General features: G+C 75.0%; 17 protein-coding genes. 10 read left to right on the top strand and 7 right to left on the bottom strand.

Annotated features, from left to right (window positions below):
• Positions 1–151 precede the first annotated feature (151 nt).
• From E9529_RS19015 to E9529_RS19025, 3 genes are read right to left on the bottom strand one after another with little or no spacing between them, the layout of a single operon-like run.
• Entirely contained in the window at positions 152–1,330 is a 1,179-nt protein-coding gene (locus tag E9529_RS19015; protein ID WP_236832838.1) for an acyl-CoA dehydrogenase family protein, read from the bottom strand.
• A 31-nt stretch (positions 1,331–1,361) separates the two neighbouring features.
• Positions 1,362–1,886: a class I SAM-dependent methyltransferase gene (locus tag E9529_RS19020; protein WP_236832839.1), complete on the bottom strand. Its 525-nt coding sequence runs from the start codon at positions 1,884–1,886 to the stop codon at positions 1,362–1,364.
• A gap of 2 nt (positions 1,887–1,888) precedes the next feature.
• Positions 1,889–2,671: an isocitrate lyase/phosphoenolpyruvate mutase family protein gene (locus E9529_RS19025; RefSeq protein WP_236832840.1), complete on the bottom strand. Its 783-nt coding sequence runs from the start codon at positions 2,669–2,671 to the stop codon at positions 1,889–1,891.
• Positions 2,672–2,808: 137 nt separating this feature from the next.
• Here E9529_RS19025 and E9529_RS19030 point away from each other — a divergent pair, with 137 nt between their 5' ends.
• Together E9529_RS19030 and bfr are read left to right on the top strand one after the other, a co-directional pair.
• Entirely contained in the window at positions 2,809–3,039 is a 231-nt protein-coding gene (locus tag E9529_RS19030; RefSeq protein WP_236832841.1) for a bacterioferritin-associated ferredoxin, read from the top strand.
• Positions 3,026–3,508 carry a bacterioferritin gene (gene bfr, locus E9529_RS19035; protein ID WP_236827352.1) on the top strand — a complete coding sequence of 161 codons (483 nt, stop codon included), beginning with the start codon at positions 3,026–3,028 and terminating at the stop codon, positions 3,506–3,508. The genes E9529_RS19030 and bfr overlap by 14 nt, the downstream gene beginning before the upstream one ends.
• 42 nt (positions 3,509–3,550) lie before the next feature.
• On the opposite strand, the gene E9529_RS19040 is transcribed toward bfr, so the two are convergent.
• On the bottom strand, positions 3,551–4,501 hold the full coding sequence (locus E9529_RS19040; protein ID WP_236832842.1) for an ABC transporter substrate-binding protein: 951 nt from the start codon (positions 4,499–4,501) through the stop codon (positions 3,551–3,553).
• 139 nt (positions 4,502–4,640) lie between these two features.
• Here E9529_RS19040 and E9529_RS22850 point away from each other — a divergent pair, with 139 nt between their 5' ends.
• Together E9529_RS22850 and E9529_RS19050 are read left to right on the top strand one after the other, a co-directional pair.
• A complete protein-coding gene (locus E9529_RS22850; RefSeq protein WP_236832843.1) occupies positions 4,641–5,576 on the top strand; it encodes a siderophore-interacting protein in 936 nt (311 codons plus the stop codon).
• A 47-nt stretch (positions 5,577–5,623) separates the two neighbouring features.
• The gene (locus E9529_RS19050; protein ID WP_236832844.1) at positions 5,624–5,812 is read left to right on the top strand and encodes a hypothetical protein; all 189 of its coding nucleotides are present in this window, start codon (positions 5,624–5,626) and stop codon (positions 5,810–5,812) included.
• Here the strand turns inward: E9529_RS19050 and E9529_RS19055 are convergent.
• Positions 5,809–6,570 (bottom strand): MerR family transcriptional regulator, encoded by a 762-nt coding sequence (locus E9529_RS19055; RefSeq protein ID WP_236832845.1) that lies wholly within the window; start codon positions 6,568–6,570, stop codon positions 5,809–5,811. The two genes, E9529_RS19050 and E9529_RS19055, sit on opposite strands and share 4 nt — an antisense overlap.
• Positions 6,571–6,658: 88 nt before the next feature.
• On the opposite strand from E9529_RS19055, the gene E9529_RS19060 reads away from it, so the two are divergent.
• The 4 genes from E9529_RS19060 (at position 6,659) to E9529_RS19075 (ending at position 10,656) form a co-directional block, all read left to right on the top strand.
• The gene (locus tag E9529_RS19060) at positions 6,659–8,509 is read left to right on the top strand and encodes a hypothetical protein (RefSeq protein WP_236832846.1); all 1,851 of its coding nucleotides are present in this window, start codon (positions 6,659–6,661) and stop codon (positions 8,507–8,509) included.
• Entirely contained in the window at positions 8,506–8,925 is a 420-nt protein-coding gene (locus tag E9529_RS19065; RefSeq protein ID WP_236832847.1) for a hypothetical protein, read from the top strand. Before E9529_RS19060 ends, E9529_RS19065 begins: the two co-directional genes overlap by 4 nt.
• The gene (locus tag E9529_RS19070) at positions 8,922–10,226 is read left to right on the top strand and encodes a hypothetical protein (RefSeq protein ID WP_236832848.1); all 1,305 of its coding nucleotides are present in this window, start codon (positions 8,922–8,924) and stop codon (positions 10,224–10,226) included. Before E9529_RS19065 ends, E9529_RS19070 begins: the two co-directional genes overlap by 4 nt.
• 136 nt (positions 10,227–10,362) lie before the next feature.
• Positions 10,363–10,656, top strand: a complete 294-nt coding sequence (locus tag E9529_RS19075; protein WP_236832849.1) for a flagellar FlbD family protein — start codon at positions 10,363–10,365, stop codon at positions 10,654–10,656.
• A gap of 6 nt (positions 10,657–10,662) precedes the next feature.
• Here E9529_RS19075 and E9529_RS19080 read toward each other — a convergent pair whose 3' ends face one another.
• Positions 10,663–11,526, bottom strand: coding sequence for an SGNH/GDSL hydrolase family protein (locus tag E9529_RS19080; protein WP_236832850.1), 864 nt, complete (start codon positions 11,524–11,526; stop codon positions 10,663–10,665).
• Positions 11,527–11,642: 116 nt separating this feature from the next.
• Here E9529_RS19080 and E9529_RS19085 point away from each other — a divergent pair, with 116 nt between their 5' ends.
• On the top strand, positions 11,643–12,332 hold the full coding sequence (locus E9529_RS19085) for a GDSL-type esterase/lipase family protein (protein ID WP_236832851.1): 690 nt from the start codon (positions 11,643–11,645) through the stop codon (positions 12,330–12,332).
• Positions 12,333–12,524: 192 nt separating this feature from the next.
• Here E9529_RS19085 and E9529_RS19090 read toward each other — a convergent pair whose 3' ends face one another.
• Positions 12,525–13,373 carry a helix-turn-helix transcriptional regulator gene (locus tag E9529_RS19090; RefSeq protein ID WP_236832852.1) on the bottom strand — a complete coding sequence of 283 codons (849 nt, stop codon included), beginning with the start codon at positions 13,371–13,373 and terminating at the stop codon, positions 12,525–12,527.
• Between the two features lie 209 nt (positions 13,374–13,582).
• Between E9529_RS19090 and E9529_RS19095 the strand changes: the two genes are divergently transcribed.
• A complete protein-coding gene (locus E9529_RS19095; protein ID WP_236832853.1) occupies positions 13,583–14,566 on the top strand; it encodes an SDR family oxidoreductase in 984 nt (327 codons plus the stop codon).
• Positions 14,567–14,770: the final 204 nt, after the last annotated feature.

A 14,770-nucleotide genomic window follows, 5' to 3' on the forward strand; every position in this document is an offset into this window, starting at 1 on the left:
GAGCCCGAGGGCCCGATCGAGACCGAGGCCGCTCGACGCCTCGCCGAAGACCTCAAGGACCAGAAGTAGTCAGCCGGTTACCCAACACCCTCTGAGACGGCGGCCCGCCCCGCCCCCCTGACCCGGGGCGGGGCGGGCCGCACCCCTGCACTCAGACGAAGGCGCTCACCCCGGTCAGGGCACGCCCGACGATGAGCTGGTTGATCTCCCGCGTGCCCTCGTAGGAGTAGAGCGCCTCGGCGTCGTTGAAGTACCGGACGACGTCGTTCTCCAGCAGGATGCCGTTGCCGCCGAGCAGCTCGCGCGCCAGGCCCACGGTCTCCCGCGCCTGGTTGGTCACGTAGCTCTTGGCCAGCGCCGCCTGGTCGTCGCGGAACACGCCCTCCTCCTGCAGCTGCGCCACGCGCACCGCCATGCCGAGGCTGGCGGTGACGTTGCCGGCCATCCGCGCCAGCAGGTCCTGCACCAGCTGGAACCCGGCGATCGGCCGGCCGAACTGCTCCCGCTCCTTCGCGTACGCCAGCGCCGCCTCGAAGGCACCCATCTGGCAGCCGACGGCGCTCCACGCGACGCCGCCGCGGGTCAGCTTCAGCACCCGGTTGACGTCCTTGAACGTGTTGCCGCCCTCGAGCTTGTTCTCCGCCGGCACCCGGCAGCCCTCGAAGGTGATGTCGGCGTTCTGCACGGTGCGCAGCGCGTACTTGCCCTCCATCTTGGTGGCGCGGAAGCCGGGCGTCCCCTTCTCCACGACGAAGGTCTTCACCGAGTCGTCGGCGACGTCCCGGGCGAAGACGACGACGAGGTCGGCGAAGGTGCCGTTGCCGATCCAGCGCTTGGCGCCGTCGAGCACCCACTCGTCGCCGTCCCGCCGCGCGGTCGTCTCGAGGCCCAGCGCGACGTCGGACCCGCCGTGCGGCTCGGTCAGCGCGAAGCAGCCGATCTTCTCCAGCGCGAGCATCCCCGGCAGCCAGCGCGCCTTCTGCTCGTCGGAGCCGAGGGTGACGATCGAGCCCATCGCCAGGCCGTTGTGCACGCCGAGGAAGGTGGCCATCGACGGGTCGACGCGGGCGGTCTCCAGCGCGATGAACCCGGTGAACAGCCGCGAGGCCCGCGGCGAGCCCTCGGTGTCGTAGCTCCGGCCGACCAGCCCGGCCTCGGCGAAGCGCGGCACCAGCTCCATCGGGAAGGTCGCCGCCTCCCAGTGGGCGTTGACCCCCGGGCGGACCTCCTCCTCCAGGAAGGTGCGGATGCCGGCGAGCTCCGCCCGCTCGTCGTCGGCCAGCAGCGATTCGTAGGCGTAGAGGTCGCCGGGGATGAGGTCGTCGGTCATGCGGTGTCCTCTCGTCGGTGGCGTCGGCCTCCTACCCGCCGGGTGCCCGACGCAACTCGACGGCCGCCGCGGGCAGCGGCTCCGTCCCCGCCCGGTGCACGGCGTGCTCGGCGAAACCCCGCGGCTCCGCGGCCGCGCGCAGCCCGGCCCGCACCCGGTCCGCGGTGTCCGGGGCCATCACGGAGAAGCCGACGACCACCCGCCCACCGGGGGCGAGCACCCGGTCGACGACGTCCCACTCCGCGCCCGGTGGCGTCCAGAACGCCCGGACGTCGAAGGAGACGACGACGTCGAACCCGCGCTCGGGGAGCTCCGCGGCGACCAGCGGCCCGCCGAGGACGGCGACCCGGCCGGCCTCGATCGCCGCCCGGTTGCGGGCGGTCGCCGCCGCGACCATCGCCGGGGAGCGGTCCACGGCCACGACCACGCCGTCGGGGAGCCGCGCGGCGAGCAGGGCGGCCAGCACGCCGTGCCCGCAGCCGACCTCGAGCACCCGCTCCCCCGGCGCCGGGTCCACCAGGCCCGCCGCCCAGGTCAGCCGCTCGGACGCCCGCACGCTCAGCTCAGCATCCGGGTGCCCGGGGGCAGCACCCCGCCCGCGAGCAGCTCCGCCGTCACGTCCTGCAGGGCGGTTAGCGCGGCGCGCTGCGCGAAGGGGCCGGTGGAGACCCGCGCGACGCCCAGCCGCTCCAGCTCTGCGACCGGTGGCGTGGCGCCGGGGACGGCCAGCACGCTCAGCCGCCCCCGCCCGAGCGCCCCGACCAGCGCGGCGATCTCGTCGGCCGCGACCACCCCGGGCACGAAGACCGCGGCCGCGCCGGCGGCCAGGAAGGCCCGGCCCCGGTCCGCCGCCTCCGCCAGCAGCGCCGCCCGGTCGGCGTCGTCCGGTGCGAGCAGGACGACGTCGGTGCGCGCGTTGAGCACAAAGTCGATGCCGGCCGCGCGCCCGGCGGCGAGCACCTCCCCCACCGCGGCCACCGCCTCGTCGCGGGGCCGCAGCGCGTCCTCGAGGTTGCCGCCGACGGCGCCGGCCGCGATCGCCTGCGCGGTCGTCCCGCCCGGGTCGCCGTAGCCAGCCTCCATGTCGACCGACAGCGGCAGGTCGACCGCGGCGCTGATCCGCCGCACCACGTCCAGGTGGGACTCCAGCGGCAGCTGCTCGCCGTCCTCGAACCCGTGGGCGGCCGCGATCGCGTGGCTGGCGGTGGCGAGGGCACCGGTCCCCGGCGTGCCGGCGACGACGCGGGCGGAGGTCACGTCCCAGACGTTGGCCAGGACGAGGATGCGGGGGTCGGTCTGCAGCTGCAGCAGGGTGCGGGCGCGGGCGGCCAGGTCGGGCATGCGGGCAACCTAGGGCGCGCGCCGGGCCGTTGACCAGCCGGCCTGGCGGCGGGCGGTTAGGCCAGGCTAACCTGCACGGGTCGCCCGGGCGCCTGCGCCGGGGCCGCCCCCGCCGTCTCCCGTTAGGCGCCCGCTCCATGTACGTGTGCCACTGCACCGTGGTCACCGACCGCGACGTCCTCGAGGCGATCGCCAACGGGGCGCGCTGCGTCGCCGACGTCGCCCGGGCCACCGGTGCCGGGCGCACCTGCGGCAACTGCGTGACCTCCCTGCGCGAGCTGGTGTGCCAGCATTGCCCGGTGGCGAGCCGGGGCACCACCGAGCACCCGGCCGAGCGAGAGCTGGGAGTGGCCGGTGCAGCCCGTTAGCCCCCGTGTCGTCGAGCTGCTCAACGACGCGCTGACCTTCGAACTGACGGTCACCAACACGTACTTCCTGAACGCCCGCATGCTCGACGCGTGGGGCCTGCCCAAGCTCGGGAAGGTCTTCTACGACCTCTCCATCGACGAGATGCGCGACGCCGACGCCCTCATCCAGCGCGTCCTGCTGTTCGACGGCCACCCCAACCTGCAGCGCCTCGGGGCGATCCGGGTGGGCGAGACGGCCGAGGAGATGCTCGTGCTGGCCCTCGACAGCGAGAAGGCCGCCGTCGCCCAGTTCAACGCCTCGGCGAAGGAGTGCCACGACCTGGGCGACCACGGCACAGCGTCGGTGTTCGAGGAGATGGTCCTCGACGAGGAGAAGCACGCGGACTGGTTCGAGGCGCAGCTGGCCGCCATCGAGCGCGTCGGCTCCCCGCAGTACCTGGCCGCGCAGATCGCCACCGAGACGCCCTGACGCCGACGAGGGCCCCTCCCGGTAGGAGGGGCCCTCGTCGCATCAGCCGGCCAGGAGCTCCCGCAGCTGCTCGAGCTGCAGGGTGGCGGCGCGCAGCCCGATGCCGGTGTAGAAGATGTCGTCCTCGACCTGGAACGCCCGGCCCTCCTGCACCGCCGTGAGCATCGGCCACAGCGGGCCGGCGACGACCGCGGCCTCGCCGGAGTCGGCGACCGGCCCGTAGGACGAGTACAGGACGACGTCGGCGTCGGCCTGGGTGATCTCCTCGGGGCTCAGCTCGGCGAAGGTCGGACGGTCCGTCGGCAGCTCGACCTGGTCCAGGCCGATGTCGCCGAGGACCGTGCCGATGAACGAGTCGGGCTGGTAGGCCCGGATGGTGCCACCGACGAAGCGGATCGGGCTGATCGTCGTGCCGGTCCCGATCTCCTCGCCGAGCCGGGCGGCCTGCTCCTCGTAGTCCGCGATCAGCTCCGCCGCCTCCTCCTCCCTGCCCAGCGCCTCGGCATCGAGGAGGAGGTTCTCCTTCCACGTGTCACCGACGTCGGCGGCGAAGACGGTGGGGGCGATCTGCGCCAGCTGCTCGTAGATGTCCTCGTGCCGCACGGAGTTGGACAGGATGAGGTCCGGCTCCAGCGCCGCGATCTCCTCCAGGTTCGGCTCGGCGATCGTGCCGACGACCTCGACGCCCTCGGCGTCCTCGGCGAGGTAGCTGAGGAAGGTCTCGGAGACGTCGGTGGTCACCGCGCCCACCGGGGTGACGCCGAGGGTGAGCGCCGAGTCCAGCTCCCCGGTGTCCAGGACGACGACGCGCTCGGGCTCGGCCGGGATCACGGTCTCGCCCATGGCGTGCTCGACCGTGCGCGGGAACGCGGCGTCATCGGCCGCCGCCCCGCCCGCCGCGCCGTCGTCGGGCTCGTCCCCGCCGCCGCAGGCGGCCAGGGTCAGGGCGGCGGCCACCGCGAGGGCGGTGGCGCGCGAGAGGCGCATCGTCATCGTTCTCCTCCGTGCTGGGGCGCACCCCCGGGGAGGGCGTGCGTCTGGATCGGCCGGCGTCCGTGTGCAAGACTGCCGGAAGCCAGGGAAGGCTAGCCTAAGTAGCGAGCCGCCCCACACGCCCGACCCGGGAGACGCCGTGACCGTCCAGACCGCGCAGATCCCCGCCTACCGCACCTTCCCGGTGCGCGTCGCGCGGGTGCAGCGGCTGAGCCCGAGCTTCCTGCGGGTCACCTTCACCGGCCCGGAGATGGACGAGCTGACGTCCAACGGCCGCGACCAGCGGATCAAGGTCCTGCTGCCGCTGCCGGGGCGCGGCATCCTGGACTGCCCGGCCGGCGAGGACTGGTACGGCGAGTGGCGTGCCCTGCCCGCCGAGCGCCGGATGCCGATCCGCACCTACACCGTCCGCGCGCTGCGGTCCGAGCAGCGCGAGATCGACGTCGACTTCGTGCTGCACGGCGCCACCGGCCCGGCCTCGGCCTGGGCCGAGCAGGCCGGCCCCGGCGACGAGGTGGTCCTGGTCGCGCCGAACGCCCGCTTCCCCGGGGAGACCGGCGGCTACGAGTGGCACCCGCCGGCCGACGCCTCGTGCCTGCTGATCGCCGGCGACGAGACCGCGGTGCCGGCGATCTGCGCGATCGTCGAGGGGCTGCCGGCCGGCCGCCGCGCCAAGGTCCTGCTCGAGGTGCCGACGGCGGGTGACGCGCTGAACGTCGCCGCCCCGGCCGGCGTGGAGATCACCTGGCTGCCCCGCTGGCCCGCCGACGGCTCCTCCGCCGCGCCGCGGGGGCGGCTGCTCACCGAGGCGGTGCTCGGGGCGGTGCGCGAGCTGGGCGAGCTCATCTCCCCCTCCCCCGCGCCCGACCTGGCCGACGTGGACGTCGACGCGGGCATCCTCTGGGAGGTCCCCGCCGAGGACACCGCCGCGGGCTCCTCTGGGGTCTACGCCTGGCTCGCCGGTGAGGCCGGCGTGGTCAAGGGCCTGCGCCGGCACCTGGTCCAGGAGGTCGGCGTCGACCGCCGCTCGGTGGCCTTCATGGGCTACTGGCGCGAGGGCCGCGACTCCGACTGACGCCCCTCCGGTTGACACCGTGACATCGGCCGGTGTCACATGAGGCCGTGCCTGGCTACGACGTCGTCGCCACCGACGGCCTGAGCGTCATCGGGACCGTCGGCTTCTTCGTGCCGGCGGCGGTGCTGGTGGCGCTGGTCGCGGGCGCCGTCGTCCGCGACCGCCGGATCAGCGCGCGGGAGGCGGCAGCCGAGGCCCGGGACGAGCTCCCCGAGGGCGACGCCCCGGACCGCTAGCCCTCGAGCTCGCCCAGCGCCGCCTCGACGGCGCCGGCGACCTCCGCGGCCATCTCGGTGCGGAACGCGGCCAGGACCGCCTGCGCCGCGACCGGCTGGAGCCGGGTGACGGTGTCCAGGATGGCGTCCAGCTGCTCGGGCGGCGCGCCCGCCGCCACGAAGCGCCGCCAGACGGTGTCGACGAACATCTGCACGTAGGTGCGGCTGATCGCCCGCACGTGCTCGTTGACCTGCGCCTGCGCCTCGATCAGCGCCGTCGCCGGCACGCCGAGGCCGACGACCTGCAGCCCGGCCACGAGCAGCGCCGGGTCGAGCACCCGGAGCCGCTCCCCGTCCAGCCGCTCCACGATGCCGAGCTCCACCAGCCGGCCGACCAGTGCGGGGTCGATCGGCACGCCCGTCCGGGCGGCGAGCTCCGCGGGCGTGGCCTCCTCCGGCTCCGGCGGGAGCCACGGCGTGAGCAGCGCCCGGTGCAGCGCGAGGGTGGCCGAGCTCGCCGCCGGCGGGGCGCTCACGAGGGTCCGCTCGATCATCGCCAGCGAGTAGCCCTCGGCGAGCATCTCCCGGACCAGCAGCAGCCGGGCGACGTGCCCGCGGCCGTAGTAGCCCGTGCGGCCGGCCATGCGCGGCGGCGGCAGCAGGCCCCGGGCGGCGTAGGCGCGCACGTTCCGGACCGTCAGCCCGACGCGGGCCGCCAGCTCGTCGACCGTCAGTTCCTGCTCGTCCTCGCCGGCGGGCTCGGGCGGGGCTGTGCTCACGTGGCTCCTCTCCGTCGTCCGCACACGGTAGGCGACGTCTTGCATGTGACACTTGTCGATGTAACCGTTACTCGTGTTACATAGGCACATGCCTGGGAGGGACACCGTGCTGCTCGCCGCCGAGACCCGTCCGGCAGGAGGTGCCGCCCTGGGCGAGGTCGTCCTCGCCACGGGCCTCGGCGCGCTCCTGACCGCCGTGCTGCTGGCCCTGGTCCTCGCGCACCGCACCCGGCGCTCGACCCTGCTGGTGCGGGTGGGCGACCGGCTGGGCCGCACCACGGGCGCGCCGGGCTGGGTCGCCCTGCCGACCGTCCTGACCACGGTGTCGCTGCTGACCGCTCTGCTCGGGATGCTCTGGGACATCGCCCTGCACATCGGCGTGGGCCGCGACGAGGGGCCACTGGCCAACCCGGCGCACTACCTGATCCTCTTCGGCCTCTTCGGCGTCTTCGCCGGCGGCGTGCTGGCCTGCGCCATGCCGCTCGACGAGCGGCCCGGCCCCGCGGCGGTGCGCTTCTTCCGCGGCTGGGACGTCCCGATCGGCGGCATCCTGCTCACGGCCGCGGGCTTCTACGCCCTCCTCGGCTTCCCCCTCGACGACGTGTGGCACCGGATGTTCGGCCAGGACGTCACCCTCTGGGGCCCGACGCACCTGATGCTCATCGGCGGCGCCGGCCTGTCGATCGTCGGGCTGTTGGTGCTCGAGCAGGAGGGGCACGGCGGGCTCTCCAGCGACGGCGACCGGAAGGCCGGCCGCACCGCGCGGTTCCTCCGGCAGGCCTCGGCCATGGGCGGGCTGCTGCTGGGCATGTCGGTGTTCCAGGGCGAGTTCGACTTCGACGTGCCCCAGTTCCGGCTGGTGCTGGAGCCGTTCATGATCGCCGGCGCGGCCGGCATCGCGCTGGTCGCCGCGCGCATGTTCATGGGCCGCGGCGGCGCGCTCGCCGCGACGGTGTTCTTCCTGGTCGTGCGCGGCTCGATCGCGCTCGTCGTCGGGCCGGGCCTCGGCGAGATCACCCCCACGTTCCCGCTCTACCTCGGCTCGGCGATCGCGGTCGAACTCGTGGCGATCGCGCTGCCGCCGGCGCGCCGGCCGCTGCTGTTCGGCGCCGTCGCCGGGGTCGCGATCGGCACCGTCGGCCACGCCACCGAGGCGGCCTGGACCCACGTCGTCCAGGAGCTCAGCTGGGGCAGCGACATCCTGGTCGAGGGCACGCTGATGGCGCTCGCCGGCGGGGTCGCCGGCGCGCTGCTGGGCGCCCTGCTGGCCAGCGGCCTGCGCCGCCGGCTGCCGCGCCCCGCCGTCGCCCGCGGCGTGCTGCTGGCCTGCCTCGCGGTGCTCGCGGGGGCCGTGGCCAACGGCCTGGTCGCCACCGTCCCCGACGACGTCGAGGCGACCTTCACCATCGACGAGGTCACCGCCGAGCCGCGCACCGCGCACGTCGGGGTGCGGCTGGACCCGGCCGGCTTCGTGGACGACCCCGCCTGGGTGCAGATCACGGCCTGGCAGGGCCAGGGGCTGGTCGTGACCCCGCTGGAGCGGGTCGGCGAAGGCGAGTACCGGACGACCGAGCCGGTGCCGCTGCACGGCACGTGGAAGACGCTGCTGCGCGTGCACGACGGGCGGGTGCTCACCGCGTTCCCCGTCTACCTGCCGCAGGACGACGCGATCCCCGCCGACGAGATCCCGGCCGAGGACGGCATGACCCGCAGCGCGATCCCCGAGATCGACATTCTGCAGCGGGAGCTGAAGGACAGCGGCGGCGGCCTGTGGCTGGTCTCCAACCTGGTGGTGCTGGCCTGCACGCTCGCGCTCGTCGCCGCCCTCGCCTGGGGGGTGGGCCGCCACGCCCGCCGCGGCGCCGCCGTCCAGCCACCCCCCGGCGCCCCGGTGCGCAGGGCCGCGGAGGTCACGACGGCCGGAGCGGTGCGCCGGTGAGCCCCCGCCGCACGGCCGCCGCCGTCCTGATGCTGGCCCTGCCTCTGGCCGGCTGCGCGGGCACCGCCGCTCCCGCGGCATCCACCCGGGGGACGACGCCTCCGGCCGCGAGCTCCTCTACCGCGGACACCTCCCCCACGCCGTCTGAGGCCGCCGGCCGGCGCATCGAGGTGGCGTTCGCCGGCGGCCGGGTCACCGGCGACACCGGCCGGGTGCCGGTGCCGCTGGGCGAGCCGGTGACCGTCGTCGTCACCTCCGACGTCGCCGACGAGGCGCACCTGCACGGGTACGACGTGCTGGCCGCCCTGGTGCCGGGGCAGCCGGCGGAGCTCGCGTTCGACGCCACGATCCCCGGGGTCTTCGAGCTGGAGCTGCACGACGCCGGGACGGTGCTGCTGACGCTGCAGGTCGGGTGAGCGTCCTCGCGCACGGGGTCGGCTCGCGCACGGACCTGCCGATCCCGATCGGCTTCGCGCTCTACGGCGCGGGGGCGGTGATCCTGGTCAGCTTCGCCGTCCTCCTGCTGTTCTGGCGCACGCCCCGGCTGGGCGGTCCCGCCTCGGGGCGCCCGCTGCCGGCCGGCGTGCAGCGGGTGCTCGACGGCGCGCCGCTGCGGCGGGGGCTCCAGGCGGCCGCGCTGGCGGCGGCGGTCCTCGTCGTCGCCGCCGCGCTCCTGGGGCCGGCCGAGACCTCGCGCAACCTCGCCCCGTGGGTGCTGTACGTGACCTTCTGGGTGGGGCTGGTGCCGGCCAGCCTGCTGCTGGGCCCGGTCTGGCGGGCGGCGAACCCGCTGCGGCTGCTGCACCGGCTGCTGCGGCCGGTGGCGCCGGCCGCGCCGGGTGCGGCCCGCCTGCCCGCCCTCGGGGTGTGGCCCGCCGCCGCGTCGCTGCTCGCCTTCGTCTGGCTCGAGCTGGTCTTCCCCGGCCGCGCCGAGCCGATCACCGTCGCGGTCTTCCTGCTGCTGCACGCGGTGGTGCACGTGGCGCTGTCGCTGTGGTTCGGCGAGGGCTGGTTCGCCCGCGGCGACGGCTTCGAGGCCTACTCCACGCTGATCGCCCGGCTCGCCCCGTGGGGACGGCGGGACGACGGCCGCCTGGTGCTGCGCAACCCGCTGGCCCGCGCGCTGGCCACCCCCGCCGAGCCCGGGCTGACCGCGCTGGTCGTGGTGCTGCTGGGCTCGACCGCCTTCGACGGGCTCTCGCGGACCGTGTGGTGGCAGACCGGCCCGGGAGCGGCCGGGGACACCCTCTCCGGCACGGTGGGCCTGCTCGCCTCGATCGGCGTCGTCGCCGCCCTGTACGCGCTGGGCACGCGGCTGTCCGGGCGACTGGCGGGCCAGGCCCCCGGGGTGCAGCCGGGGCGGTACGCGGCCACGGTCATCCCGATCGCGCTGGGCTACACGGTGGCCCACTACTTCAGCCTGCTGCTGCTCGACGGGCAGCACACATGGATCCTGCTGAGCAACCCGTTCGGCGTCGCCGGCGTGGACCTGTTCGGCACGTACGGCAACCGGGTCGACCTGACCGCGGTCGGCTCCGACGCGATCGCGCTGGTCCAGGTCGGGGCGATCATCACCGGCCACGTCGTCGGCGTGGCGCTGGCGCACGAGCGGGCCCTGCTCTCGGCGCGCCACGCGCGGGCCTCCGACCAGCTCCCGCTGGTGGTGGTGATGGTGCTGTTCACCCTCGGCGGGCTGGGGCTGCTGTTCGGCTTCTGAGCGGGTCACCCGAACGGGGGCATCCGGCCCGGCGTCCTCCAGCCCCGGCCGCGGGATGCCGATGGTCCCGGTGCCGGACCGACGTCCGGACCGGGTCACCGGTCCCCGGGCCGACGAGTGCGAGAGGACCCGCCCCGTGATCGCAGTGAGCTGCCGCAACGGTGAGCACTTCGCCGTCGACCCCGACCTGATCGAGCGCATCGAGCGCGACCCCGACACGGTGGTGCACCTCGTCGACGGCACCCACTACGTCGTCGAGACGCCGTTCGAGGAGGTCCTGCACTCGATCGCCGCCCACCGCGCGGGTGCGCTCGTCACCCGGGCCCGGCTCACCAACGGGTACGCCGCCACGCCGACGGCCGCCCGGCTCGCCCGGCGGCACGGCAACGGGCGGGCGTCCGAGCCGGAGCTGGGCGCCGTCCCGAGCTGACGCCGCTCAGCGGCGGTCGAGCCGCAGCACCGCCATGGTGCGCGCGGCCATCTCCGCCTCGCCGAGCGCGTTCGGGTGCACGATGACCGGGTTGAGGCCCTGCAGGACCGGCTCGACCCAGCGGACGCCGATCGGCTGGCAGGCGTCGTGGCCGTCCGAGGCGCGGCTGAGGTCGACGAAGGTGACGCCGGACAGGGACGCCGCCCGCCGCACGACGTCGTTGAGGGTCGCCTGCAGGTCGCGCAGGTAGGGGATGTCGCCCTCGGCGATGGTCATCCGGTCGAAGCAACCACCGCTGGCCGGCACGATCCAGGGGTAGCCGAGGATGGCGATGCGCGCGCTCGGCGCCGCCGCCCGCACGGCCCGGAGCGCCTCCACCAGCGCCGGGAACGTGGTGCTGCGCACGGTGTCGGTGAACGAGCTGCCGTAGCGGTCCTTGCACGGGCTGCCCTGGCCGAGGGTGGCGAGGCCGGCGCTGCTGCAGGCGAGCACCGAGTTGATGAAGACGCCGCTGTCGTTGCCGCCGATGGTCATGGTGACCAGCTGGGTGTCCCGGCTCAGGGCCGCCAGCTGCGGGGCCACCCCCGGGTGCTGCCCGGCGAAGAAGTCACCGGTGTCGGCGCCGCCGCAGGTGACGTCGGTGAGCCGGGCGCCGATCGCCGCCGCGATGACGTGCGGGTAGTTGCGGGTCGAGCGCAGGCACTGCGGTGGCGCGGTCAGGTCCGGCGGCAGGACGCCGGAGGCCGCGCTGTAGGAGTCACCCAGGGCGACGTAGCGCACCGGGGCCGGCGCGGCCTGGGCCGACGGCGCGACCACGACGCCGGTGAGGACCGCGACGGCGGCCAGGATGCAGGTAGCGAGACGGCGCACGTCTCCTCCAGATCGGGTGGGGGCGGTGTGCGCGGATCAACGCGCGAGCCGACCTGCGGTTACGCAACTCACACAGGTGTCTGCGGGGCCCGCCGGGTGGTCGCTACGGTCGGGGAATGGGCCGGGGGCGCGTCGTGCTGGCCGGCGTCGTGGTGCTGGCCGTGGCGCTGGCGGCCTCGGCGTTCGTGCACAACAGCCCCGGTAATCGGGTGGCCCACGCCGTCCTGCACTTCGAGTGCTTCCTGTCGGCGTCCGACGAGCCGGGCGGCACCGTGGCCCTCGGCGACTCGATCACCGCCGGGAGCCACGTCGGGGTATTCCCCATCGGGGTCGACGACTCGTACATCGACGTGCTCGGCTGCCGCGAGGACTCCCCCGTGACCTACAGCGGCAACTTCGGGGTCGGCGGGGAGCGGAGCGACGAGATCCTCGCGCGGGTGCCCGAGGCGCTCGACCCGCGCCCGGCCACGGTGCTCGTGCTCGCCGGCACGAACGACGTCCGCCAGGGGCGGACCGAGGGCACGATCGGGAACCTGACGCGGATGGCCGAGGAGATCGAGGCCGGCGGGGCGACCCCCGTCTTCGCGACCCTGCCCCCCAGCGACGAGTTCCCCGAGGAGACGGCGGCCCTCAACGAACGGCTGCAGGCGTGGGCGGACGAGCAGGGCGTGGAACTGCTGGACTTCTGGACGCCGCTGGCCGATGCGGACGGCACCTTCGCCGACGGGATGAGCGACGACGGCACCCACCCCTCGGCCGAGGGCACGGAGGTGCTGGCCGACGTCGTCGCCGACGCCCTGGGGTGAGCAGGCGTCAGCTGCGCCGGCGCCACCACGGCCGGGAGTGGCAGCGGCAGAAGTCGGCCAGCTCGAGGCAGTCGTCGCAGGTCATGCGTCCAGGGTGGACCGCGCCGAGCCGGACCGGACCCGCCTCGGGGCCGGCCCTCACCCCATGGGGCCAGGCCGGTGAGGTGGGCGGCGGTTTCCTGCCGGGACGGGTCAGGACGGCGCGAGGGACTGGGCGCCGATGACCGCGAGCACCTGCAGCTTGTCGTAGCTCTCGGTGCCGGGCGCCGCGGTGTAGACCATCAGGCGGTGGGCCTGGTGCGGGTCGACGAGCGTCTGGCAGTTGAGCTCCAGCCGGCCGACCTCCGGGTGCTGGTAGCGCTTCACCTCGTCGAGGTGGATGCCGACCTCGTGGACCTCCCACAGCGAGCGGAACTCCTCGCTGCGGGCCAGCAGCAGTTCGGCCAGCTGCGCTGGCTTGGACCCCGGCCCGCGCATGGTGACGAGGGCGCGGAGCCCGGCGGCGTAGGTGCGCGACAGGTGCGCGTGGTCCTCCGGCACGTGCAGCGTGCGGGCCGCCGGGTCAGTGAACCAGCGGTACCCCCGGCTGCGGGCCGGCCCGGTGTAGCGCATGGCGTCACCGACGAGGGCGATCCCGGGCGGCGTCTGCCGCAGGGTCTCGCCGACCTCGGTGACGATCTCGGCGGGGGTGTCGCCGAGCCGGTCGAAGATCCGCAGCAGGCCGGGGCTGATGTGCTCGCTGGTCTCCCCGCGCGGCGGCGGCTGGTGCCCGGCCAGCCGGTGCAGGTGGTCGCGCTCGTCCAGCGACAGGTGCAGCCCCTGGGCGATGGAGGCGATCATCTGCGCCGAGGGGTGCGGGCCCCGCTCCCGCTCCAGCCGGGTGTAGTAGTCGGTCGACATGTGGCACAGGGCCGCGACCTCCTCGCGGCGCAGCCCGGCGGTGCGGCGCCGCGGCCCCCGGGGCAGCCCGACGTCCTCCGGCTGCAGCGACTCCCTCCGGTGGCGGAGGAACGCGGCCAGCCCGGCTCGATCGATCGCCATGTGCGGTCCTCCCGGTGTGCGTTCCGCCGGCCCCGTCGAGCCCGGTGGTGCTGTGTCTACCGGCACTCCGGGGGCGGAACCACGGCCTGCCGATCCCCCTCTCGGCGGCTCGGACGGGGGGATCGGCAGGCCCTGCCTACCGGCGCCGCGACCGGCGACGGTGGTGCCACGGCGCGATCAGCGCACCACTCGAACCCAGGAGTCCAGCGATGGCCCGCACGATCGACATCACCGTCCCCGACCTGTCGGGGAAGCGTGCAGTGCTCACCGGCGGCAGCGACGGCATCGGCCTGGTGATCGCCCGCCGCCTGGCGGCCGCCGGCGCCGACCTCGTCCTGCCGGTGCGCGACCACGGCAAAGGCCGGGCAGCGGCCGCGGAGATCCGGGCCAGGGTGCCGCGGGCCAGCGTCACCCTGCACGAGCTCGACTTGGCGTCGCTGGACTCGGTCGCCGCCTTCGCCGGCGCCTTGGTCAGCGAGGGCCGACCGATCGACGTCCTGGTCAACAACGCCGGCGTCATGACACCGCCGGAGCGCCGGACGACGGCCGACGGGTTCGAGCTGCAGTTCGGGACCAACCACCTCGGCCACGTCGCGCTCGTCGCCCGGCTGCTGCCGCTGTTGCGGGCCGGGCGGGCGCGCGTGACGACGCAGCTGAGCGTGGCCGCCAACCGCGGCGCGGTGCATTGGGACGACCTGCAGTGGGAGCGCTCCTACGACCCGTTCCGGGCCTACAGCTCGTCGAAGATCGCCGTCGGCCTGTTCGCGATGGAGCTCGACCGGCGCAGCAAGGCCTCCGGCTGGGGCGTCACGAGCAACATCGCGCACCCCGGGATCGCGCCGACGAACCTGCTCGCGTCCCGGCCGGAGATCGGACGGGCCGAGGAGTCGCGCGAGATCCGGATGATCCGCCGCCTGTCGCGGTGGGGGATCGCGGGGACGCCGGAGACCGCTGCGCTGCCTGCCCTGCTGGCCGCGACGTCGCCGGCCGCCGGAGGTGGCCGGTTCTACGGGCCGGGCCGGTTCGGGCACATGAGCGGGGCGCCGGCCGAGCATGCGGTCTACCGGCGCCTGCGCAGCGCCGAGGACGCGCGGCGCATCTGGCAGGTGTCGGAGCAGCTGGCGGGGGTGTCGTTCCCGGCCGGCTCGGGGTCGGCCCCCGAGCCGGACCGCGCTCGCCGCCTGCCGATCTGAGGCGTCATCCCGACGACCGGGCCCCCGCTGCACTGCACTCCGCGGCACCCGCATTCTCGCCGGCGGGCCCGATGCCGGTGTCGTGAGCGCGACGAACGCCGGAGACTGTCAACGACGGCCCAAAGTTGACCCCCTAGCGACGGCCGAAAATTGACCCCCTCGTGGTCATGCGTCTTCGGTGGCGGCCGCGGAGCGGCCGAGGTC

This window comes from Blastococcus sp. KM273128 (assembly GCF_021698975.1).
In the GTDB taxonomy this organism is placed as follows: domain Bacteria; phylum Actinomycetota; class Actinomycetes; order Mycobacteriales; family Geodermatophilaceae; genus Blastococcus.

What these genes read in the sequence shown, in the direction of transcription:
- E9529_RS19025 (WP_236832840.1), bottom strand. Translation starts at nt 2,671, where the DNA reads ATGCCCGACCTGGCCGCCCGCGCCCGCACCCTGCTGCAGCTGCAGACC.
- E9529_RS19040 (WP_236832842.1), bottom strand. Translation starts at nt 4,501, where the DNA reads ATGACGATGCGCCTCTCGCGCGCCACCGCCCTCGCGGTGGCCGCCGCC.
- E9529_RS19030 (WP_236832841.1), top strand. Translation starts at nt 2,809, where the DNA reads ATGTACGTGTGCCACTGCACCGTGGTCACCGACCGCGACGTCCTCGAG.
- E9529_RS19095 (WP_236832853.1), top strand. Translation starts at nt 13,583, where the DNA reads ATGGCCCGCACGATCGACATCACCGTCCCCGACCTGTCGGGGAAGCGT.
- E9529_RS19090 (WP_236832852.1), bottom strand. Translation starts at nt 13,373, where the DNA reads ATGGCGATCGATCGAGCCGGGCTGGCCGCGTTCCTCCGCCACCGGAGG.
- E9529_RS19060 (WP_236832846.1), top strand. Translation starts at nt 6,659, where the DNA reads ATGCCTGGGAGGGACACCGTGCTGCTCGCCGCCGAGACCCGTCCGGCA.
- E9529_RS19085 (WP_236832851.1), top strand. Translation starts at nt 11,643, where the DNA reads ATGGGCCGGGGGCGCGTCGTGCTGGCCGGCGTCGTGGTGCTGGCCGTG.
- E9529_RS19015 (WP_236832838.1), bottom strand. Translation starts at nt 1,330, where the DNA reads ATGACCGACGACCTCATCCCCGGCGACCTCTACGCCTACGAATCGCTG.